This is a genomic window from Bifidobacterium ruminantium DSM 6489, assembly GCF_000770925.1.
GTDB lineage: Bacteria > Actinomycetota > Actinomycetes > Actinomycetales > Bifidobacteriaceae > Bifidobacterium > Bifidobacterium ruminantium.
In genome coordinates this window covers 109,138-131,104 of sequence record NZ_JDTK01000005.1, presented here as the reverse complement: position 1 = coordinate 131,104, position 21,967 = coordinate 109,138, and the positions used below count along the sequence as shown (strand labels likewise).

The window sequence follows — 21,967 nt, the reverse complement described above, 5'->3', positions numbered from 1 at the left end:
CAGGTCCACGCTGTAATCCGACTGATCAATCTTAACGGACTTGGTTTCGACCGGAGGCTCTTCGCCGCCGATGTTGGCCATCTTCACGCTGAACATGTCGTCATCGGACTTCTCGAAGGAGTTATTCACCTGAGAACCGGTGTCCGGCAGGTCAGCATTGTCGTTCATTGCCAGATCGTACGGCAGGGAATCCATGGCGGACAGACCGAAGGTGGCTGCCAGTTCGATGCCGATGCCGCTCGAGGCAATGCGGTCAGCGGTGGTGCCGATCTCTTCCAGCGGGATGGCGATCTCGTAGTGATCATCCATCTGAGCGGAATTGTGGCCCTTCTCGTTGAAGTTGACCCACTTGGCCTTGTTCTGGTTCTCGGCCTTCATATCGCCGATGAAACGACCGTTGTTTTCACCCCAGCCACCGTCGATGCCGATGACATCCTTGCTTAGAATGCCATTGCCATAGCCGAACTTGATGTTCGACTTCTTGGTGTTGGTGGCGGCGTTAGCAGCCGGACCATACGCAGCCTTGGAGTTCAGACCAGTCTCGTCGCCCTTGTAGATCCACGGACCGTTGGAGCCGTTGGTGGAGATGGTCACCACATTGTTGAGCTTCTGCTCGCCGCCCCAAGTGATGTTGGATGCCCACAGGGAACCGCCGGTCTGCAGACCGCCGTTGTTGCCGATGCGGGTGCTGTCATCTTTGGTGTCGATGGCGATGTGGAACGGCAGGTTCTGGGTCTGCCACAGGTGGCCTTGGCTCAGGGGGTAGTCGTCGCCAGTGTCGACGACATCCTGCACGTTAGTCATTTCCCACATGAGGTAGAGGTTGTCGTCATCGTAGGCGCCATACAACGCATACAGATCGATCGGAACCTCATACATGGAATTCGGGCGGTACACGCGCGGATCGTCGTTGGCGGCGCCCTGCGCGATCAGCATGGAGCTGTCCCAGTCAGCGATGCTCGCGTCCTTTCCGGCGTTGAAGTTGATGGTCTTCTTGACGCCCATGCCCACCTTGTTGGTACTGTACTGCGCGGCAAGGTTCTGCTTCGGGACCTCCACCTTCTTCACGGTCACGGAAGCGCTCAGCGCCTGACCCTTCTTGACCTTCTTGCCATCCTTGGCGGCGGTGCCGGTCACCTTGACGGTAGCGGTCTCGCCAACGGAAAGAGTGTTACCAACGGAAATGACCTTTCCGTCAGTGAAGGAGCCGTTCTCGCCCTCGGTGGTGGTGTACTTCAGATTGTCGGCATCCTGCGCGCGCAACGTGACCTTGACATTGTCGGAGGAGAATTCCTTGGAAGCCGCTTCCACGGACACGTTCGGATCGGATTCGCCCTTCACGTAGAAGACGCTGACCGCGCCGCCCTTGGCGGTACCGGAAACGATCTTATGGTTGGAGACCACAATCTGACCACCATTGACCTCATCCGGGTAGGTGCCATCATCAAGCGTGGTGTCCATGCCGGAAAGGCTCTTGTCGCCGCCCATGTTGGCAATGACCACACCATCGTTCTGGATGCCGTCAGCCGTGGAGCGCTCAACCATCAGGCAGGACTTGTCGCCGCAGTTCTGCAGGTTCTCGCCCTTGCCATCCATGGCGTTACGGAAGTGGTTGACTGCCGCGACGGACTTGTTCTTCCACATGTCGTCACCGGCGTCGCCCAGCTGGGACTGCTCGGCGAACTGCGGGTTGGTGCCGCCAGAGCCCTTCGGACGGTTGAAGTACAGCGGAGCGCCGGCCCTACGGGAACCAACGACCGCCCAGCCCATCATGATCTGATAGTCGGTGAGGCCGGTGGATTCCTTGTCGCTGTTGGCGTAGTTATCGTGGGACTCAACCCAGGTGACCAGCTGGTCTTCGCTTGCGCCGCCGGTATCGATGTTCTTCACCATCTTGACGTCAAGGTTGTTCGAGCCGACAGCGGCGCGAATGGTCTTGCCGTAGTTGGAAGCGGTGTTGCCGCCGCCATCGGAGGAATTGTCGCGGAACATGTTGGCGTATGCCTTGTAGTCAAGGCCGGAATCGCCCTGCAGCACCTCGCCGTACTGGAACTGGGAGCCGTTCTTCAGAATGGTGTTCCAGTAGTTCGACTGCTTATTGTCGAAGACTTCGGTCGGCAGCTCGACGTGCTTTGCCGCATCGTAGCGGAAGCCGTCAACGCCGTCCGCCACAGCGGTCTTCAGGAACTTCTGCATACGATCGGCAACAGCCTGGTTCTGCGTATTCAGATCCCACAAGCCAAGCAGGTGGCACTGCGTCACCTTGTAACGGTTGGAATAATCTTTGATCTCGCCGTTGGGGCCGTCACAACCGGTGCGCTTGTGGAAATAATCCGTGTTTTGCCAGTCGGAGTCGATGGCGGACCAATCGGAAGTGAAATGATTGGCCACCACATCAACAATCACTCGCACGCCGTACTTGTGGGCGGTGGCGGTCATTTCCTTCAGATCAGCCTCAGTGCCGACCACGAAATTGCCGATGGAGGTGTTCGCCGGCTGGTACACGTAGTACCAGTTCTCGGTGAACTTCTTGCCATTGGCGGCGACTTCCTTGATCTTGCTCATCGGCTCGGTCTGCACGGAGGTGTAGCCGGCCGCGGCGATCTCAGGCATGTGCTGCGTAATGGTCTTGAACGACCACATCCATGCGTGCAGAATGGCACCGTTCTTCATGTGCTTGGTCAGACCGTACTGGTTACGGGCCGACTCGAAAGAAGAATTCCCAACGGTGTCCTGGTAGCTGTCACGATCGGCGGCAAGTGCGGTGGATGCCACACCCATGCCGCCGAACAGCGTGGCGACCGCCACCGTTCCCGCTGCGACCTTCTTCCAGGTCTTGACGGCGCGCGCCTTACGGGCCGCGCGTCTGCGCTCCGCACGAGTCATCAGCTCAGGCTGATCCTCATGAGGAGGCTCTTTTCTGGTGAGTGCGTTCGCCATACCCGCGAACGTATGAGTGCTGAGTCGCACCTTACCCTCCCTGCTTCCTTGCATCTAATATGATAACGTTTGCCATTAGCAACGTTGCCTTTAAAAATACCACAATTTTTACTTAAAAAAGACGCATTTTTATGAAAAGAAAAAGCAAAGACGGCATAGAATTTGCATTTTTTTGCAAACGTCGTCAAAGTTGCATTACACCCGAAAATGCACCGAGCACAATCGAAAATCCTGAAATCGCAAGCATGCAAACGTTGCAGAAAATTTTCAACGCCAACAACCCCTTGTCTGCATTGAAAATGCAACACATGCCCCATCAATGACAACAATCACAATATAGAGGAACTGTGAATGTTTGCTTCACAACCGATGAGAACGACGCAAAAATCAGGCAACAATCTGGGAGCGAACCGGAGCCGGAGCCACCACATAATGCTTGCGCATGCTCTTGAGAATCTTGCGAATCGCCATGTTCGTCTGTTCGGCGGCAATGCGGAAATGATCGAACTCGCGACCGTGAGGATCGGCAATATCCATCGGCAAAGGAATCAACGGACGAATCATGGATGATCTCTTAATCACCGATTGAAGTCGTTCCTGAATGGTCTTCCCGGCAATCATGCCATTACGGGCGCAATAATCACACATGTTCGCAAAGTCGTTCAACAGGAATGTGTAGCGAACCGCGGCAGGTGCCAACGTGACGATATCCTTACGCTGCTGTTTCTCAAAGCAAAGAATCAAATCGGCATTGTCGGCCATCTGACGAGTCAATCGTCGGGAACGGAAACCACTCGATTCAATGCCGACGCTCTGCATGAGGCGGCCGCTCGAAGGATCGATTGGATGCATCGGCAAACCACGGGTGCCTGCGCTCGACACTTGGACGGTGGTGCCAGACAGGTAGTGCGTCATCAACAACTCGCCCATAGGGGAACGGCAGATGTTGCCCGTGCAAACGAACATGATATGCATATCTACCCCTTGGAAATCCTCCGGACAACCTACCTCAACAACGCAAACCCTCGCGTCGTAGATCCACAAAACGGTATCTTACCGCAAAGCATGACTACATAGCTTATTGCTCTGTTCCGTCCACTGCGTCGCCGTGCCCCTACCGCATGATTCCTACCGCGCTTCGAGGGTGGCGAGGAGCGCGCGGTGGTCGGAACCGGGGATGTGCTTCGTTTCGAGGTCGCCCACGACCACGCCCTTGTCATGCACGATATGGTCAATCTCGGCCACCGGCAGCATGGCCGGGTACGTCATGTGCAAACCCTCGCCGGCCTGTTCGCCGGAGTCCAGGAAGCGGCTGCCAAGAAGATACCGGAAGCTGGCATGATCCCATGTGGAATTGAAATCGCCCATCAGCACGTACAGGCTGTCGTAATGCTGCAACTGGGCGAGTGAATCGAGGCTACGATTCCACAGGCCTTGGTTGCTGGGACGTGGCGAGAAGGGGTGGACCGAGCCGAACCGTACTTTCGTGCCGGCGAAATCGATGGTCGCCGCCGGAACACTGCTCGACTCCACGGGAATCAGGTTCTGCTTGACGTCTTCCATCGGCGCCGCGCTGTACAGCACGTTCACACCACCATTGTCGTGCCACGTTTGCTGCGCGGTCACGGAATACGGCAGATAATTCGCGATGCCGGCGTTAGAGAGCCGGTTGATAAGGTCCGCGGACACTTCCTGCAAGGCGAGTATCTCGACATGCTCAGCCTTGACGGTGTTGACGATTTGCGAGGCATCCGCGCCACCTTCCTTGGTGTTGAGCGTCATGATGCGGGCGTAGCGGTCGGCGGTGTTGGGCAGGCCGCCGGACACGGTACGCGAGACCGCCGTGCGGGCCGTGTCGCTGATGATCTGCCGTGGTCTGAGGAATCCCCAATGCCAGCTGATCTGGATGACGACGCAGGCCACGCCGATGATGGCGAGCAGGGCGCGGCCGCCGATGGTGCGGATGGCCAGGGCGGCGATCACGATTATCAGGGACAGCAGACCCAGCCAGGGCATGAGCGCCACGATAAGCGGAATGTAGCGTTTGCCGTCGAGGCTGTTGGGGAGCATGCGGAGCAACATGGCCAGCAGGATGACGGCGGTGGCCAGCCAGAGTGCGATGGTCAGGATGCGCAGGATGGCGCTGCGCCGGGACATGCCGCGTTGGGCGTGGTCGAGGCCGCTGCGACTGGCGCCGGCAGCGTCGAGTCGCGCGCCCAGATCCTCGATCTCGCGTTCGGCTTCGTTTTCGTTGCCGCTGCCGCGTTCGCTGGTGCCTTCACCTTGTTCGCTGGTGCCTTCGCCTTCGCCGGTTTGCCGCATGCTTGCCTTTCATTACGTTCCCGTTCACCATACGCAACGCGATATGGATTCGTTGTAAACGGTCCGCGAGGTTCACAGTGCCTTTACGTGCTCACCGTTCTTCGCACCGTCTTTCCCACCGTCTGTACGCCACCGTCTGTACGCCACCGCACGAACGTCGAAACTGAATCATCGCAAGAACTCGCCACGTGCAGCATCACTCAACGAATATCGAATCGGCCGTTTTCCATGCGCTTCCAGCAAACCCAAGTCCATCAACGCATCGAGAGCGGTGCTCACCTTCCGCTCCCCCACACCAAGCCATTCGCGCATCAATCGCCGTGATATGGAATTCGAAGTATCGTCGAACAGCTCCTCCTGAAGCAGGAAGAACAGCATGTCCCTCTGCAGTTCGGGAACGTCATGCGCATCGGCGTACCGTTCGAGATTGTCTTTCGCGGCATCGAGCATGGCCTTCTTCTCGCTCAACACGGAAATGATGTTTTCCTGGGCTGTGGCGACGAAATGGATCATCCGATAGCAGAACAAAGAAACATCGGAACAATTCAATGGATGCTGCACTTCATCAAAAGCCTTGTAATACTGCCCTTTCGCTTCAGCGATGGCCGAGCTCAGGCTGACCGCCGTCGGTACGGACAGGCTTTTGCTTAATTGCAGGGCGAGCAGGAACCGTCCTGTTCTGCCGTTGCCATCGTAGAACGGGTGAATGCATTCGAACGCGTAATGGCACATCGTGGCCCGCAGCAACGGCGGAATGGTCTCGTTGGAAAGCAATGCCAGCCATTTTGTCAGCTGCACCTGGATCTCTGATTCCGGCCATGCGCCCTTATGAATCACCCTGTCAGCACCGTCATAGACCGAAACTGTTCTGGCTCTGAACAGCATGCCGTCAGGCTTGTCGACATCCTTTAATACGCCGTCCATCACCTGATCGTAGATACTGCGTATATCGTTCAGCGTCTGGGGCAAATCAAGGCGTGCGATCCCCTCGCCGGAAAGGCCGAGGAACAGTTTGGCGAGTTCGCTCAACCGCTTATGCGGACCATCGGCCATCGCGGCATCCAACGCGTCCGCAATCTCCTCGCGCGTGGTATGCACATTTTCTATCGTGTTCGTGTTCTGCATTTCCGCACCGATGAGTTCCATCAGATACGCTCTGCGAGCAATCGGAGGCAACGTGTTCCACAGCGCTTCAACCCGCACTTCCATACCTCGCACGGAATCCATGGCGTTAAGCAGCTCCCTGAACGCCACAGCGAACATCTCATGACCGTCAAATACGATTCCCGACCGATACGTCGAATAGCCGTTCAGCCTGCTTTTATATTCCTTTTCGGCAGCATCCTGTGATTTGAGTGTGGATGATGACGTCGCCAACGTCTGCCGTATGCTCTTGTATTCCATAATCACCATCCCTGAATCGTCATTCTCGCAAAAACGTAAGTATGAACCGTTTTATCCGGCGTTGACATACCTGCGAAAAGCTAAAAACGTAGGTATAGAAATGACCACATAGTATGTCTATACCTACAAAATGTCAAAAATGTAGGTATAGGAATAGGTGATTGGTGCGACTATGGCTGCGGAATGGCGTGAGCGTGGGCATAGCGCAGGCATGGGATAGCGATTGATGTCAGGTTACGACGTCAGTCGCGACGCCGGCTGCGGCAGCCGACGTCGACCACAGCAGCCAAGCCGCATCAATCGGACAGACTCAGGCCGCGGTGTGGGCGTGCATGCGGCCAAGGGCGCGCTGGACGGTGTCGCGGGTGGATCCGGCGCCGTTGCCGCGCACGCCGAAGAAGACCATAAGCACCATCACGAAGCAGATCGCGGCGCTCACGCGCAGCGCCCACTGGATGCCGAACACGTTCGCCGCGGCGTACATCTTCTTCGCACCGCCGATCGCGGCCCAACGCAGGGATGTGAACGTCTCCATCAGAATCACCAGCACGGGGGCACCGATCGCGCCGGCAATCTGACGGACCGTGTTCGTGACGGCCGAGCCGGCGCTGACCTCTTCGGGCTCAAGGCAGTTGAGCGACCATGTGGTGATCGGCATCAGCACGAATCCCATGCCGATCTGACGGACGAACTGCCAGATCGACACCCACCAAATCCATGAGGTCATGGAAATCAGACTCATCATGATCGTGCCGAACAGCAGAGTGATCGAGCCGATCAACGCCACCGGGCGCGCGCCGAAACGGTCAAGCGCCTTGCCGCCGAAGAACTGCGCGATGCACTGGCCGAGCGCGCCCGGAAGCATCACCAGGCCACTGACCGCGGCGGAATAACCACGGCAGTTCTGGATGTACAACGGCATAATCACCATAATCGAGCTGAATGCGAAAAACGACAGAGCGGCGGTGACCGTACCGACGGTGAAGCTGCGGTTCCTCAGCACGCTCAGATTCAACAGCGGCGGCTGACGATTCGGGTCGGCGGCCTGACGATGCGCGCCGCGGATCTGACGCAGCACGAACCAGACGATGCCAACCACGCCGATCAACATGGCCAGCCACACCATCGGATTCGTGAATGGATACGATTCGATGTTCGTGAAACCGAACATGAGGCCGCCGAAACCGAAGATGGACAGGCCGACGGAGAAGAAGTCGGCTTTCGCGGACGCGTCGCGCGTGCCGAAATTACGCAGGCCGAATATCGCCAACAGCAGCGAGATAACGCCGATAACCGTCAGTGTGAGGAAAATCGATCGCCAGCCGTTCAAATCGGTCTGCACACCACCCAAAGTGGGTCCGATCGCGGGCGCGACGCTCATGGCCATACCGACGGTGCCCATCGCCATACCGCGGCGGGACAGAGGATAAATGGAGAATACCGTGATCTGCAGAACCGGCCACATCACGCCGGTTCCGACGGCTTCCAGCAGACGGCCGATCAAAACCAGTACGAACGATGAGCCGAGCCAGGCGAACACCGAGCCGAGCGTGAACACCGCCATCGACGCGATCACGATCTGGCGGGTGGAGAATCGGCGGGTCAGGTAGGCGGTGAGCGGCACCATAACGCCCATGACGAGCTGGAAAATCGACGTCAGCCATTGGCCGGTCGTAACGGAAATGCCGAAATCGGACACGATGGTGGGTAGCGCGGCGCTCAGCTGGAGCTGCGTGAAGTTGCCGACGAACGTGATGAAGGTAAGGATGGCGATCGATACGAACGCGGCGTGCGTAAGATGGTCGTTTTGGTACGATTCCTCGCGCGTGAGCGGGCAGGATAGGCTGTGGCGATTGTTGTTGCGGTTGTTGCGGTTGTTGCCGCTGTTGTTACTGCCGTTGCCGCCGTTGTTGTGGCCGCCGTCGCTGCCGTTGCTTCCGTGGACATCGCGGTTCGGACGCGGTTTTGTCTCCGGTTCCATATTCTTCAGCAATTAAACCCCTCCGTTTGCAGACTGCACAAGTCTAATACCGTGGGTAGCCGGAGCGTGCGGCAAGGGTGCGGGAAGTCTCGTATAACGGAAGTGTCGGTGCGGCGGAAATCACGCCTTTCCAAGCATCGTCAGCACGATCAGCACCATATTCAACGCGACTATCAGCACGGCGATCGCGATATTGACGGCGTGTTTGATCGGGCCGTCCACATACTCCCCCATCAACGCACGGTCGTGCGTGTAACGCATCAGCGGAATGATCGCAAACGGAATGCCGACCGACAGCACCACCTGGCCGACGATCAGCGCCTGCGTGGGATTCTTCGCGAACCACAACACCACCAGCGCGGGCACCAGCGTCACCACACGGCACGCCCACATCGGCGCCTTGATGCGCAGCAAGCCATGCATGATCTCACTGCCCGCATATGTGCCGCCCGACGTGGAGCTCAGGCTCGAGGCGAGCAGACCGACCGAGAAAATCGTGCCGATCACCGGGCCGAGCACATGCTGGATAGCCCGCTGCGCGCCTTCGATCGTATCAGTGCCGGTCATGCCATACAGCGAATTCGCGGCGAGAATCAGCAGCGCGAGATTCACCGAACCGGCGAGAAGCAACGCCCAGACCACATCGATCTTGCTGCCGTGAAGCAGCTTCCTGACGCTCGGCTTCCGCTCCCCCGGCGCGTAATGGTCGTTGACGAGCGTGGAATGCAAGTAGATGGCGTGCGGCATGACCGTGGCGCCCAGCATGGACGTGGCCATCAGCACGGTGTCTGTGCCTTTGAACCGCGGAATCAGGCCGTTCAGCACGTCCTTCGGATTCGGCGGGGCGATGAACAGGCCCGCGATGAAGCCGAACGTGATCACCAGCAGCAGACCGATGATGAGCTTTTCGAATACGCGGTGCGTGGCGCCTTTCTCGAAAATCAGCAATACCGTGGAAACCGCGCCGATGATGCAGCCACCGATGAACAACGGCAGGCCGAACAGCAATTTCAATGCGATCGCGCCGCCGATCACCTCCGCCAAATCGGTGGCGATGGCGATCACCTCCGCCTGCATGAAGAACATGAACCGGCCCGCGTCGCCAAGCCGTTCGCCCAGGATTTCCGGCAAGCTTTTGCCGGTGACGATGCCGAGTTTCGCGGACTGGTATTGGATGAGCACGCTCATGCAGTTAGCCAGCACCAGCACCCACACCAGCAGGTAGCCGTAGCGCGCGCCCGACGTGATGTTCGCCGCCACGTTGCCCGGATCCACGTACGCGACCGCCGCCACGAACGCGGGGCCGAGGATGCCGGCGAGCGCGTGGCCGTGGTGGTGGTGGGAGGGTTGGTTTTGGTTGGTTTTTCTGGTCTCTCTGATCTGGTTGGTTCTGTTGCTGGTTTTGGTTGTGCTGCTGATTTTGCGGCCGGCTGGGCGCGGACTTGTGATCCGGGTCGGATGCCGGCTTGCGGTTGCGTTCGAGCAGGCGATCCTGTCCCTGCTCGAGTACGCCATCGTTCGTCTTCACTCTCTTTCCCCAATATGTATTTCCCCATATATATCCGTGCAATGTTATAGCGCGGTCGCATGTGCGGAATTGTTACGAAAGCACCGCCGCGGCCCTTCCGTACATCTTCCGCAAATCTTCCGCAAATCTTCCACGGCGAACACTGCGTGCTCCGGTGCCGTTTGATGCTAAGCTGGGAAAATACGTCCGCTTCCGACACGAAAGGTTGTGGAGGATATGGCCGCCTTTCATACCCTGCCGAACGCCCTGCCGAATGTCCCGATGATTGCACCTGTCAACGGCGTTCGCGTCGATGACGTTTACGCACACGTGAGATTGCGCAGGCTGCGTGAAACACGAAAAGTGTGCGGAGCGCGATGACAAGGCGCGGACCGCGTGATGGTACGCATTTTCGCAGGCGGCTGTTCAATGCCGACGGCCCGGTGGAACGCATACTGATCCTGCTGGTGGTCGCCGTGGTGGCGGGCGTCACGATCGGCCTGCTCATGCCGAAGGTGAATCCGACTGTCGGCGAATTGACGGGAGAGTACACCGCGTCCGGTACCGCCGCGCAGACATTGCAGCAGCTGACGGTCGACGACGATCCGCGCCGCGCCGGCTACGATCGCGATTCGTTTGGCTTCCGTCAGACGGACGATGACGGCAACGGATGCGACGTGCGCGAGGATGTGCTGGCACGCGATCTGACGGACGTGCGATACCAGCAGGGCTGCAAGGTGCAGTCGGGCACGTTGGACGATCCGTACACTGGCAAGACGATTCGTTTTGTACGCGGCGCGCGCACCTCGTCCGCCGTGCAGATCGATCATGTGGTGGCACTGGAAAACGCATGGCAGTCGGGCGCGAACGCATGGGACCGAGCCAAACGGATTCAGTTCGGCAATGATATGTACAACCTGCTGGCGGTGGACGGTCCCGCCAATCAGGAGAAGGGCTCCGCGTCGGCCGCGTATTGGCTGCCGACGAACGGCGCGTACCGTTGCGATTACGTGGCGCGGCAGATTGGCGTGAAGGCCAAGTACGGGCTGAGCGTCACCACCAAGGAAAAGCGGGCGATGCTGTCCGTGCTGCATGGCTGCCCGGCGCAAAGCGTGCCGGAGCGGTAGGTGCGTGGCTGTCATGTGGCGTAAATAGCCGGTACACCGCGACGCTAGGCGCGGGTGGTGGCGCGGGCGATCACGCGGGATTGGGTGGTTATCAACTCCGGCTCCAGCACCCGGCTACCGCCGATGCGGTTGATGATGCGGCTGACCGCGGTCGGCGCGACCCAATCAAGACACGAATCCATGGTGGTCAGCGGCGGCTGGAAATACGCGGATTCCTCGTTGTTGTCGAAGCCGATCACCTGCACCTGGCCAGGCACGGAGATCCCGTTGACCGCCAGCGTCGACAGCGCACCCATCGCAAGCTGGTCGTTCAGCGCGATCACGCCGTCGAACGGCACGCCGGAATCGATAACACGTTGCATATTGCGCGCGCCGGAACCGATTGACCAGTCGTGGCCGACGTTCGGCATCAGCTCCGCGGCAAGTTTGACGTCACGGTTGTCGCACGCTTCGATCACGCCGCGCATGCGCAACTGCGCGTTGCCTTCCTTCGCATCGCGCAAGGTCGCCATTTGCGCGAAATCAGTTCGCGTGCCGATCACCGCAGGCCGCTTCACACCGCGGTCGAGCAGATATTCCGCGGCGAGACGCGCGCTTAGCACATCGTCCGGTGTTACATGATCCACCTTGTTGTACGTGCATCGCGCGCCGACGCAAACCAGCGGATACCCAACAGACAAATCCTCGGGGGTAAGGTTCTCCATTTCGGAAAGCGACAGGATGATGCCGTCCGAAACGGAAGTGTTGAAGCCGCGCAGAAGCGAGGCGGCGCCGCGCGACGTGCCCTCGGCGTAGGTGGTGACGTACACGGAATAGTCGTAGATGCGCGCCGCGTCGATCACCCGATTGGCGAGCTCCGACAGGTACGGGGCGATAAGGCTCGGCAAGGCAAGCGTGATGAAGCCGGTGCTTCCGCGGTTGAGATTGCGGGCGGCCACGTTCACGCGGTAGCCAAGCCTGTCCACGACCTTCTGCACTTTCTCGCGCGTGGCCTCCGTCATACGGCCGGTATGGTTGACGACGTTCGACGCGGTCTTCAGAGAGACACCGGCCTCGTCGGCCACATCGCGCAGCGTGATCCTCTTTCTCCCGTTCGGCCTGGCACCTGATTCAGCGGACAGGCTCGATTCGTCCATGGCTCCCCCAGTATGGTTCGGAATACTGCCTCATATCCCATTTGCTCGATTGATTCTACCGCCTCAGCACGAGAACACCGTTGCGATGTACGACATACGAGCCGGACTCCTCCCCTTGTTCCGTTCGGAACAGGACGATTGGTTCGCCTTCGATTCCATGCAAAGCGATCTCCTTTTTGCCGCGCGGCAGATAGAAATCAAACGTGGCTTCGGGGGATTTGCGCACGGTGTGCAGGACATCGGGGGATTCGGCGGATTCTGGGGATTTAGCAGATTCGGCAGATTCTGGGGATGGCGCGTCCTTCGGCGACTGCACGGCGAGACAGCCGCGCACGAACCGCGTCAAATCCGACACATCCAAATCGCAGCCGACGAAATACGCTTCGCCCGCGCCATACGGATTGCGGGTGACCGCCGCCGTGCCGTCGAGATCCCATTCATCCGCCGTCTCGCCGGCGTACGTGGCGAGTACCTGCGCGTGTTCGCCGGTGACGTTCACATCGTTCTGCCACAGGCGGGTCGTGGCGCCATTCAACACGGAAACCGCGGAATCAGCGGAGGCCGCGGAATCGCCGTCACCCAACCGAATCTCGCTGGGCTCGCCTTCGGCCTCGGCGCCGAGGATGTTGAATTCCTCGCCGCGGATGCCCAGCATGTCGTGCAGCAGGCCGTTGCCGGCACCCGGGTAGCCACCGAGCCACGTGTGGAAATTCTCGTCGATAAGACCGGTCGCGTAGCCAATCACCACACGCCCTCCGGCGGCCGCGAAATCGGCCAACCGCTGGGTGTCGGCGGCGCTCAGCATCAGGACGGTCGGCAGCACAACGGTCTTGTATGCACTCCAATCGTATTTCAGCGGCACAATGTCAGCACGCGAACCCGCGTTCAGGAACGCGCGGTACCAGTCGCGCACGTCGTGCCAATGGTTGAGTTTCATACTCGGCAACGTTTCGGAACGGGTGGCCCATTCCGATTCGGCGCTGAACAGGATCGCCGTGTCGGAGCGTTCCAGCTCACTACCCTGCACACCCGCATCGGCCAATGTTCGCAACGTTTCGCCCAGCTCGCACACTTGACGGAATAGCTTCGTGTCTTCTCCCGCGTGCGGGACCATGGCCGAGTGGAACGATTCGGCGCCGAACGCGGACGCGCGCCACTGGAAGAAGTTGATGGCGTCGGCGCCCATGGCAACGTGTGCAAGGGAATCGCGCACCGTCTCCCCCTTGCGCTTGCGCATGTTGAGCGGCTTCCACTGCACCGCCGAAGTGGAATGCTCCATGACATACCAAGGCTTGCCAAGCGCAAACGAATCCATGAGAGCGTCGGAGCACGCCAGTTCGTCAAGGTGCATCTCACCCCCTTCGTGGAAGTAGTGGTCGTTCGAGACGAAGTTCACTTCGTTGGCCCAGTCGGCATAGTCCATGCAGCACTGGTCCGTGGAGACCATGAAGTTCGTGGTGAACGGCTTGTCCGGGCAGATCTCGGCGATCGCGTCGCGTTCGGCCTTGTAGAAGTCGAGAAGCATGTCGTTGCCGAATCGCTCGAAATCGAGCTTCTGACCGGGGTTGACCATGGAATCGGCGCCCATGAACCGTGGGATGAGCACTTCGTCGAAGTCGTTCATCTCCTGACCCCAGAAGGTGGTGCCCCACGCCTGGTTGAGCGCATCGATGGTGCCGTACTTGCGGCGGCACCATGCGCGGAAGGCCTCGAGCGCATTGTCGGAGTAGTCCTCGCGGTTGTTCCAGCCGTATTCGTTGCCCATATGCCAGGCGGTCACGTACGGGTTGCTACCGTAGCGTTCGGCGAGTTTGCGGCACAGGGTCAGCGCGTATTCCTTGAATACCGGGCTGGTCGGACTCCAGGACTGGCGCGATCCGGCGTTGACCTGATGGCCGTACTTGTCGCGCGGCAGCACTTCGGGGTGCTTTTCGTACAGCCACAGCGGCGCGGTGGCCGTTGCGGAGGCCAGATCGGTTGCGATGCCGGCTTTGCCGAGTTTTTCTATGATGCGGTCGAGCCAGCCGAAATTCCAACGATCCTCGGTGGGTTGGATGCGGTCCCAGCTGAAGATGGCGAGGGCGACCGTGTTGACGCCGGCTTTTTCCATCAGGCGGATGTCGTCGCCCCAGATCTCCTCAGGCCATTGGTCGGGATTGTAGTCGCCGCCGAATGCGATACCGCGGCCGTTTTCCGTCAGCAGTTTCGGCCATGCGAAGGGGATGCGATCGGTGCGATCGGTGCGATCGGGAGACGTTCCGCCGGGGATGTTGGTTTCATAGAGGGGTGTGGATTCGGAGACTCCTGTGGTTTTGGAGGCTCCGGAGATCTTGGTGGTTCCGCCATTCTTGGTCTGCACTTCTTCGCCTTTCCGAACACTTTTGGTACAACCGTGTACCTATTGATATTGCTTATATTAGATAGAATTGCGATTAAGTCAAAACGATTGCGTGTCCGGATTGGTGGATTTCCGGAGAGGAGGCTTGCGATTGCGACTCTTTGAAAAGCTGGCGATTTTCAGGGGGCACCTTCTGGGAGATCGCATTCTGGAGACCTTTGCGGGAAGCGACCTTATTTAGAAGAAATCATCCTCCCGAAAATCATCCTCTACAGAGACTGGTCACTGCCTCCGGAATCTTCCGAGACCTTCCCAGAAACCATCCCACCCCCGAATTCGAAAAGTTGAGAACCGGAGGCTAAATACAAGACGCCATCGAAAAAAGAGACGGATTCCGAATGAAATCGACGAAACCACACCCTCCTACTCGAAAAAAATCGAGTACTGGTAGCAGTCGGCACGATCATCTGACCGGAAGGGACGACCACGCAACCGAACCAGCCAACCAGACGACAAGCCAGAGACTCAGGAACAACCCGCGAATGCGGGTATCGTCGGTGAGCTCGGGATGGAACGCAGTGGCAAACCCCGACACAGGCCAGCCATGCAGCCAGACAAACCGGACAAGCGACCAGAGACGCCGATTACGTAATCAGGCGATGTGTCAGAGACTCAGGAACAACTCGTGAATGCGGGTATCGTCGGTGAGCTCAGGATGGAACGCAGTGGCAAGGATCTTGCCCTGGCGCAGACCGACCACGTTGCCGTCCACCGACGTCTCGACGGTGGCGGCGGGACCGACCTCGGCCACGAACGGTCCGCGAATGAAGACGAGCGGGAAGTCCTTCAGCACAATGGATTCGGACGGAACAGAACCAGCCGAAGCAGAACCAGCCGCACCGCCCTGCGGCACGCGCTCGCCCGGCGCGACCACAACGGCGGAATCGCCGGAAGCCGAGCCGAAATCGGCGGTGGTGGCGAACGAGCCCAGCTGGCGTCCATACGCATTGCGACGCACGACGGCGTCAAGCGCGCCGAAATAGACGTTCGAATCGTTATCCAATTTGCGAGCCAGCAGAATCATGCCGGCGCAGGTGCCGAACACCGGCTTGCCGGCGGCGATATGCGCCGCGATCGGCTCGAACAGGCCGGTCGAGCGCAGCAGCTTGCCTTGCGTGGTGCTTTCGCCGCCCGGCAGGATGACCCGGTCAATCGAATCGTCGAAATCCTCGTCGGCGCGCAGCATCTTCCACGGTGCGCCGAGACGATCGAGCATGGCCGCATGTTCGGCGAACGCGCCCTGCACCGCGAGAATGCCGGTCACGCCATGCTTGGCGGATTCCGCGTCTTCGGATTCTTCTTTGGAGATGTATTCGACTGCTACAACCATTGCTGTTCCTGTATTCTGACCGTGTTTTGAGGTTTCGTCGATTGATTTCGGCGTTTGTCTACGATTGGGGTTTCGGCGCGGCGGCAGCCGATGGAGGCCACCGTCGCATTTCACGCCCTATGCACGGCGAGCAACTGCCCGCGACCCCCAAGGGAGCCGCGCCCAATCACCCACCGCGCCCAATCACTCGCCGCGAGCCGCCATGATGGTCTGGATCTCGTCCTCGTTGATGCCGACCATGGCCTCGCCGAGGTTTTCGGACAGGCGCGCGAGCAGGTCGGCGTCCTGCCAGTTGGCGGTGGCCTGCACGATGGCGGCGGCGCGCTTGGCCGGGTCGCCGGACTTGAAGATGCCGGAGCCGACGAACACACCTTCGGCACCGAGTTCCATCATGAGGGCTGCATCGGCCGGGGTGGCCACACCGCCGGCGGCGAAGTTCACGACGGGCAGACGACCGTTGTCGTGCACGTACTTGGCAAGGTCGTACGGCACGGCCAGCTGCTTGGCGGCCTCGTACACCTCGTCGTCGCGCAGGGAGACAAGCTCGCGGATCTGCTTGTTCATGGTGCGCATGTGGCGTACGGCCTGGATGACGTCGCCGGTGCCCGGCTCTCCCTTGGTGCGGATCATGGACGCGCCTTCGGCGATGCGGCGCAGAGCCTCGCCCAAGTTCTTCGCGCCGCACACGAACGGCACATCGAACTGGTTCTTGTCGATGTGGTACACGTCGTCGGCGGGGCTCAACACTTCGGATTCGTCGATGTAGTCGATTTCGATGGCCTGCAGGATGCGGGCTTCCGCGATGTGGCCGATGCGCACCTTGGCCATGACCGGGATGGACACGGCTTCCTGGATGCCCTTGATCATGGCCGGGTCGCTCATGCGGGAGACGCCGCCGGCTGCGCGGATGTCGGCCGGGATGCGCTCGAGCGCCATCACCGCGCATGCGCCCGCGTCCTGCGCGATCTTCGCCTGTTCCGGGGTGGTGACGTCCATGATCACGCCGCCCTTGAGCATCTGCGCCAGATTCTTGTTCAGTTCGTTCCTGTTGTTGGACATCGCCAGCCTTTCGTCGAAGGATTTGCCTTTGACACAGATACTAACGATTTTCCATTTCGATTTCACGCGAACTGAATATTACGAGACGTAAATAAGTTGGTTTTATTAAAATTGCACGCCTATTTTCAGTATTGTTTCATTTTCCTGCTATTTCGATTCCGTCGACATTCCTCCGATTTCGCCCGCTTTTCTTGCCCCGTCCGCGACCGACGCTTTCGATTCGCACGCTTTTCCACCCCATCGCACGCGATATAGAAAACACGAATGACGTTCGTTTTTCATACGACCACATTGCGGACGCGCGTGTCGCACGGAAAGGCGTACGTGACGCACGTCCGTCGGTCACATACGTATGACGTGGTCCGCGACGCGCATGGTGGAATCGCGGTGCGATACGAGCAGCACCGCGCTCCCCCGCTGCGCCAAGGCGTCGATCGATTGCAGAATCACGGATTCATTGTAGGCGTCGAGACGGCTCGTCGGCTCGTCGAACAGCACCAGGGACGCGTTGCGCAGGAAGATGCGAGCCAGACCGATACGCTGCCTCTCGCCTTCCGAAAGCCGGCCGCCGAGTTCGCCGACGGGGGTGTCAAGCCCCTTGGGAAGCGAATCGACCAGATCAAGCGCGGAAGCCTTGGCGAGGGCAGCACGCAGCACATCGTCGCTGGCTGGTGGAGCGGACGAATCGTCCACATCGCATGCCATCAGCAGATTCTCACGAATCGTGCCGTCGAACAGATACGTCTCCTGCCCCATCATCGTCTGCAGACGGCGGCGATGATGCGCGTCGACCTGCGGCAGCGGCACTTCGGACAGCGTGACCAGGCCGGAATCCGGGTCCCAGTAGCGCATGAGCAGCTTCAGCAACGTCGATTTGCCGCGTCCGGACGGCCCCTGGATACCGAGGATACCGCGCTGCGGAACGTCGAGCGAGACACCGTCGAGAATCGGTTCGGAGGCGGAGCCATCGCTGGAATTCCCATATCCGAACACGACATCATGCATGGACATGCCATGGTATTTCGGCAGGAAATCGCCGTTTTCCTTCACCGCGGGCGCCTCGTCCATCAAAGCGAACAAACGGCGCGCGGAAGCGAAGGTCTGCGTAAGGTTGGCCGGCAGCGCGCTCAAGGCAAGCGTCGGGCCGAACGAGCTGGCCAGCAGCGCGAACGCCGCGACGAGACCCGGCGCGGAGTCGGACATGGACCATTGCGCGGAGGCCATCATGTCGTCGGCTACGAGAGGCGCTACCGCGCCGGAAGTGATGATGGCGAGCAGCGCGGCTATCGCGGTGAACAAAATGACCAGGACCGCGCCGAAACCTGCGAAATCACCGTTTTTGGCGCTGAGCCGGGCTCGTCGCGCCCATAGCGAGCGGGTGCGTGCGACGATGTCGGCGAGTCGCGCGGAGCCCTGGCCGAAGCGGATGACCTCGTCCAGACCTCGCATGTTGTCGAGCATCTCGTCATCGAGGCTCGCGGACTCCTTGCGGATGCCGGAGCCGAGCCCGCCCACGGCAGTGGCGAAGAGTTTCGGCAGCACGATGCCGATGACCAGATGCGCGATCAGCAATTCGATGGCGATGGCTGGGTTCAGCGTGAGCAGCGCAATCGCGTAGATGGCCGTGGTCACGATGGCGATGACGACCGGCGAGATGGTGTGCGCAAAGAAAATCTCCAGCAGTTCGACGTCGGTAGTGACCAGCGCGATCAGGTCGCCCTTGCCCTTGCCGGACAGTTTGGCCGGCGCGAGACGGCGCAGCGCAGCGAACGTCTTCGACCGGAACAGCGCGAGCAAACGGAAGGCCACATTGTGGTTCATGTACTGCTCGGTGTAGCGCATGCCGCCGCGGATGAGCGCGCAGACGATCATGGCCGCGATTGCCACAGGAACGTTGAGATTCCAGACTTTGTGGCCGGCGGCCGCGAACAGGGCGGCCACGCCGAAGACCGGCAGGAAGGTGGCGGCGAGATGGCCGGCGACACCGCACGCGCAGGCGATCGCCATGTACTTGCGCAGAGGGCCGACCTCGTGCAGCAGCCGGGCGATGACTTTGGATACCGGCATGGCGGAATCGGCGGAATTGGCAGAACCGGAGGAATCGGCGGATTCAGCGGAATCAGCGGATTCTGAGGCATGCAAGACCTGGGATCCACGGGTCTCATGCCGGTTTTCGCAACGGCCTCCATCACGATCATCATCACGGCCATCATGGTGCGCGCAATCCAGCCGAGACACGCTGGACACCCCGCGGCGGCCCACCCGTTCCACGTTCTCCTGCGCACGGAACAGCTTGGCGTACGTGCCATCCGCGGCTATGAGCCCATCGTGCGCGCCCTGCTCCACGATGGAACCCCTATCGAACACGACCACATGGTCCGCGTCGGCCGCGTTCGCCATGCGGTGCGTGACCATCAGCACGGTTTTCCCATCATCGGCGAGCGCGCGAATCGTCCGTAGAATCAAGGTTTCGCTTTCCACGTCGACACTGCTGGTGGCCTCGTCGAAAATATAGACGGCCGATTGGCGTAGCAGCACGCGGGCGATCGCGATGCGCTGCTGTTGCCCTCCGGACAGGTTGCTTCCGTCATGCATGATCCGCATGTCGAGTCCCTGCGATTGCGCGCGTACGAAATCGTCGATATGCGCCGCTTCCAGCGCCTGCCACAATTGGTCGTCGGTCGTATCGGGGCATGCCATGAGCAGGTTGTCGCGCAGGGTGCCGGCGAACAGATGGCTATGCGCGGAGACGATGGAGATTTCGCGGGTGAGGGATGCGGACGTGAGGCTGCGGATATGGAAGCAGGCCGGCTGAGCGTCGGCGAAGGATTGCCCGCATAGGTTCAGACCGCCTTCGTATCCGGTCAGGGTGCCGGCGAGCAGTCGGATGGCCGTGGATTTGCCGGAGCCGGAGGGACCGACGATGGCAGTGACCTGGCCGGGCCGCGCTTGGAAGGACACGTCGCGTAGCGCGTAGCGCACTTCATCCGAATGGTCGGATCGGCCGGAATCCGTGCCGGAGGCGACGTTCGCGCCCTGTCGTTCGGAAGGCGGTTGGGAGGATATGCGTCGGGCCTGCGGAGCGCTATCCGCTTCCGCGTCCGCATACTGATACGAGACTCCGTCGAACTCCACACCGACGCCCTGCCCGGAAGCCCCGTATTCCGGCAGTTCTTCACTGCCATGTTCCGGTTCGGGCGCATCCAGCAGCGCGAAAATGCGCTTTGTGGACGTCATGCCGTTCATCGCGACATGGAAATACGAACCGAGCTGCCGCAGTGGAATGAAGAAATCGGCGGACAGCAGAATCGTCAGCACCACAGCAGCGATCGGCACCAGATTCAGTGGAATCAAGCCGAACAGCATACCGGAAGGCCGCATCGCGCCGGTCGCAAAACGCCATATCGCGACGCCGATGCCGGCCGCGGCTCCGCCATACGCGACCGCATCCATCGCCGTAAGCGAGCGCAGCTGGATCTGCAGCACGTTCATGGTCGTCACACGGAACTGCTCCGCCTTCTCGTCCATGACGCGCGCGGCACGGGCGTCCGCGTCGAAGGTCTTCAACGTTTCCAAGCCCTGCAGATCATCAAGGAACGCGGATCCCATGTCCGTGTATTTGCCCCAGTATTTCTTGAATACCCGGGAGGCGCGCATGGCCACCATGCCGACGATGAGCACGATCAGCGGCGCGCAGACGAGCAGCGTCGCCGCGGTGGGCAGGTCGACCGGCGCGAGCACCACGAACAGCGTGACGGGCGCGAGCACGGCGTAGAACAGTTGCGGCAGGAACAGTTCGAAGAAGCTTTGTATCTGTTCGATGCCTTCGCCCGAGGACTGCACCACGTCGGCGGTGCGCACTCGCTGCGCGTAGGACGGGCCGAGCGCGAGCATTTTGTTGAACAGTTTCTCACGCAGGGCGAGTTTGACGCGTTCGGCGGCTTCGGTGCCGAAGCGTGCGGCGGCGCGGGTTGCGGCGAATCGCACAATCGCGGCTGCCACAGCGACCGCAAGGCACGCCACGGTGGCCGGCCGGACGGACGCGAACAATGGCTGCAGCATGCGCACCATTGCCACGACGAAGGCGATGTTGGCCACCAGACCCAGCCATTGGCAGACAACCTTCGCCGCGACCAGCCGGCCGACGCCGTCAGCCAAGGAAGACAGCCTTTTATCGAACATTCCATCCCTTTCAGCGTGATCGAATCAACCGCGTCCGAAACGCATCAGCGCAATCGTTCCGAAGCAATCGTTTCAAGCGTATCGGGCGCGCAGACGAAAGACAATGGCGTTGCGGCGAATCGCGGAGAATGATGGAATCACGGCATGGACCGAAGGTAACGGCGAAAAGTAGGTGGCTGAATGTTCGCCGTTGAGCAAACAGCCCTGACGCAAGGGGTAAGAGTTGCGTCAAGACTGAGTGTACACGGGAAACGCCGGCGCCCGCAACATCATTTCGACTTGTTTTGCCCGATTTTCCGCCGTTTCCAGAGCCGACCACACCCCGTTGCCCACGTGATCGGCAACGCGTCCGATATCTACGTCAAACCTTTTTTTGAACTGTTACAGCCGTGCACCAGATTCCAGCAGATTTGACGGTTCCATCCGATTTGTCATTTCACACAAACACCTCGGAATATTTCTTGTCGTTTCTTACAATGCGGACTTACGCCACCGTAACTTAGGATGTACGAGGCACGTGACGGCAACGCGGAGCGAAGCGGCGCGCAACCGTCACCAATCGCAGCAATCGCAAGAAAAGA

The 21,967-nt window shown here is 59.8% G+C and carries 13 protein-coding genes; 2 read left to right on the top strand and 11 right to left on the bottom strand.

The genetic code is table 11. From position 1 onward, the window contains the following. The coding region (locus OU26_RS09645; protein WP_241435488.1) for an alpha-amylase family protein at window positions 1-2,940 on the bottom strand (2,940 nt) is incomplete at its 3' end. Window positions 2,941-3,071: 131 nt separating this feature from the next. Between OU26_RS09645 and OU26_RS10035 the strand changes: the two genes are divergently transcribed. Further along, window positions 3,072-3,263 carry a hypothetical protein gene (locus OU26_RS10035; RefSeq protein WP_152571310.1) on the top strand — a complete coding sequence of 64 codons (192 nt, stop codon included), beginning with the start codon at window positions 3,072-3,074 and terminating at the stop codon, window positions 3,261-3,263. A gap of 64 nt (window positions 3,264-3,327) precedes the next feature. Here the strand turns inward: OU26_RS10035 and OU26_RS03950 are convergent, their stop codons facing one another. From OU26_RS03950 to OU26_RS03930, 5 genes are all read right to left on the bottom strand, one after another. After that, window positions 3,328-3,915, bottom strand: a complete 588-nt coding sequence (locus OU26_RS03950) for an arsenate reductase/protein-tyrosine-phosphatase family protein (protein WP_026646883.1) — start codon at window positions 3,913-3,915, stop codon at window positions 3,328-3,330. A gap of 153 nt (window positions 3,916-4,068) precedes the next feature. Continuing rightward, entirely contained in the window at window positions 4,069-5,262 is a 1,194-nt protein-coding gene (locus OU26_RS03945; protein WP_026646882.1) for an endonuclease/exonuclease/phosphatase family protein, read from the bottom strand. A 168-nt stretch (window positions 5,263-5,430) separates the two neighbouring features. Then, on the bottom strand, window positions 5,431-6,666 hold the full coding sequence (locus OU26_RS03940) for a Fic family protein (RefSeq protein ID WP_026646881.1): 1,236 nt from the start codon (window positions 6,664-6,666) through the stop codon (window positions 5,431-5,433). Window positions 6,667-6,976: 310 nt separating this feature from the next. Next, a complete protein-coding gene (locus tag OU26_RS03935) occupies window positions 6,977-8,659 on the bottom strand; it encodes an MDR family MFS transporter (protein WP_237743839.1) in 1,683 nt (560 codons plus the stop codon). Window positions 8,660-8,767: 108 nt separating this feature from the next. Next, window positions 8,768-10,162 carry an Nramp family divalent metal transporter gene (locus tag OU26_RS03930; RefSeq protein ID WP_237743840.1) on the bottom strand — a complete coding sequence of 465 codons (1,395 nt, stop codon included), beginning with the start codon at window positions 10,160-10,162 and terminating at the stop codon, window positions 8,768-8,770. A 369-nt stretch (window positions 10,163-10,531) separates the two neighbouring features. On the opposite strand from OU26_RS03930, the gene OU26_RS03925 reads away from it, so the two are divergent. Continuing rightward, window positions 10,532-11,281: an HNH endonuclease family protein gene (locus tag OU26_RS03925; RefSeq protein ID WP_026646879.1), complete on the top strand. Its 750-nt coding sequence runs from the start codon at window positions 10,532-10,534 to the stop codon at window positions 11,279-11,281. Window positions 11,282-11,325: 44 nt separating this feature from the next. Here the strand turns inward: OU26_RS03925 and OU26_RS03920 are convergent, their stop codons facing one another. The 5 genes from OU26_RS03920 to OU26_RS03900 all read right to left on the bottom strand — a co-directional run bounded on the left by OU26_RS03920 (window position 11,326) and on the right by OU26_RS03900 (window position 21,386). After that, entirely contained in the window at window positions 11,326-12,417 is a 1,092-nt protein-coding gene (locus tag OU26_RS03920) for a LacI family DNA-binding transcriptional regulator (RefSeq protein ID WP_051592970.1), read from the bottom strand. 55 nt (window positions 12,418-12,472) lie between these two features. Continuing rightward, window positions 12,473-14,686, bottom strand: coding sequence for a beta-galactosidase (locus OU26_RS03915; RefSeq protein WP_051592974.1), 2,214 nt, complete (start codon window positions 14,684-14,686; stop codon window positions 12,473-12,475). 733 nt (window positions 14,687-15,419) lie between these two features. Next, window positions 15,420-16,145 carry a pyridoxal 5'-phosphate synthase glutaminase subunit PdxT gene (pdxT, locus tag OU26_RS03910; protein ID WP_026646876.1) on the bottom strand — a complete coding sequence of 242 codons (726 nt, stop codon included), beginning with the start codon at window positions 16,143-16,145 and terminating at the stop codon, window positions 15,420-15,422. A gap of 183 nt (window positions 16,146-16,328) precedes the next feature. Beyond that, window positions 16,329-17,204 (bottom strand): pyridoxal 5'-phosphate synthase lyase subunit PdxS, encoded by an 876-nt coding sequence (gene pdxS / locus OU26_RS03905; protein ID WP_026646875.1) that lies wholly within the window; start codon window positions 17,202-17,204, stop codon window positions 16,329-16,331. 342 nt (window positions 17,205-17,546) lie between these two features. Next, window positions 17,547-21,386, bottom strand: coding sequence for a thiol reductant ABC exporter subunit CydD/CydC (locus OU26_RS03900; RefSeq protein WP_026646874.1), 3,840 nt, complete (start codon window positions 21,384-21,386; stop codon window positions 17,547-17,549). Window positions 21,387-21,967: the final 581 nt, after the last annotated feature.

Excerpts from the sequence above, each read along its gene's own strand:
- OU26_RS10035 (WP_152571310.1), top strand. The coding sequence starts at position 3,072 with ATGAAAAGAAAAAGCAAAGACGGCATAGAATTTGCATTTTTTTGCAAA.
- OU26_RS03950 (WP_026646883.1), bottom strand. The coding sequence starts at position 3,915 with ATGCATATCATGTTCGTTTGCACGGGCAACATCTGCCGTTCCCCTATG.
- OU26_RS03945 (WP_026646882.1), bottom strand. The coding sequence starts at position 5,262 with ATGCGGCAAACCGGCGAAGGCGAAGGCACCAGCGAACAAGGTGAAGGC.
- OU26_RS03940 (WP_026646881.1), bottom strand. The coding sequence starts at position 6,666 with ATGGAATACAAGAGCATACGGCAGACGTTGGCGACGTCATCATCCACA.
- OU26_RS03930 (WP_237743840.1), bottom strand. The coding sequence starts at position 10,162 with ATGGCGTACTCGAGCAGGGACAGGATCGCCTGCTCGAACGCAACCGCA.
- OU26_RS03925 (WP_026646879.1), top strand. The coding sequence starts at position 10,532 with ATGACAAGGCGCGGACCGCGTGATGGTACGCATTTTCGCAGGCGGCTG.
- OU26_RS03920 (WP_051592970.1), bottom strand. The coding sequence starts at position 12,417 with ATGGACGAATCGAGCCTGTCCGCTGAATCAGGTGCCAGGCCGAACGGG.
- pdxT (WP_026646876.1), bottom strand. The coding sequence starts at position 16,145 with ATGGTTGTAGCAGTCGAATACATCTCCAAAGAAGAATCCGAAGACGCG.
- pdxS (WP_026646875.1), bottom strand. The coding sequence starts at position 17,204 with ATGTCCAACAACAGGAACGAACTGAACAAGAATCTGGCGCAGATGCTC.
- OU26_RS03900 (WP_026646874.1), bottom strand. The coding sequence starts at position 21,386 with ATGTTCGATAAAAGGCTGTCTTCCTTGGCTGACGGCGTCGGCCGGCTG.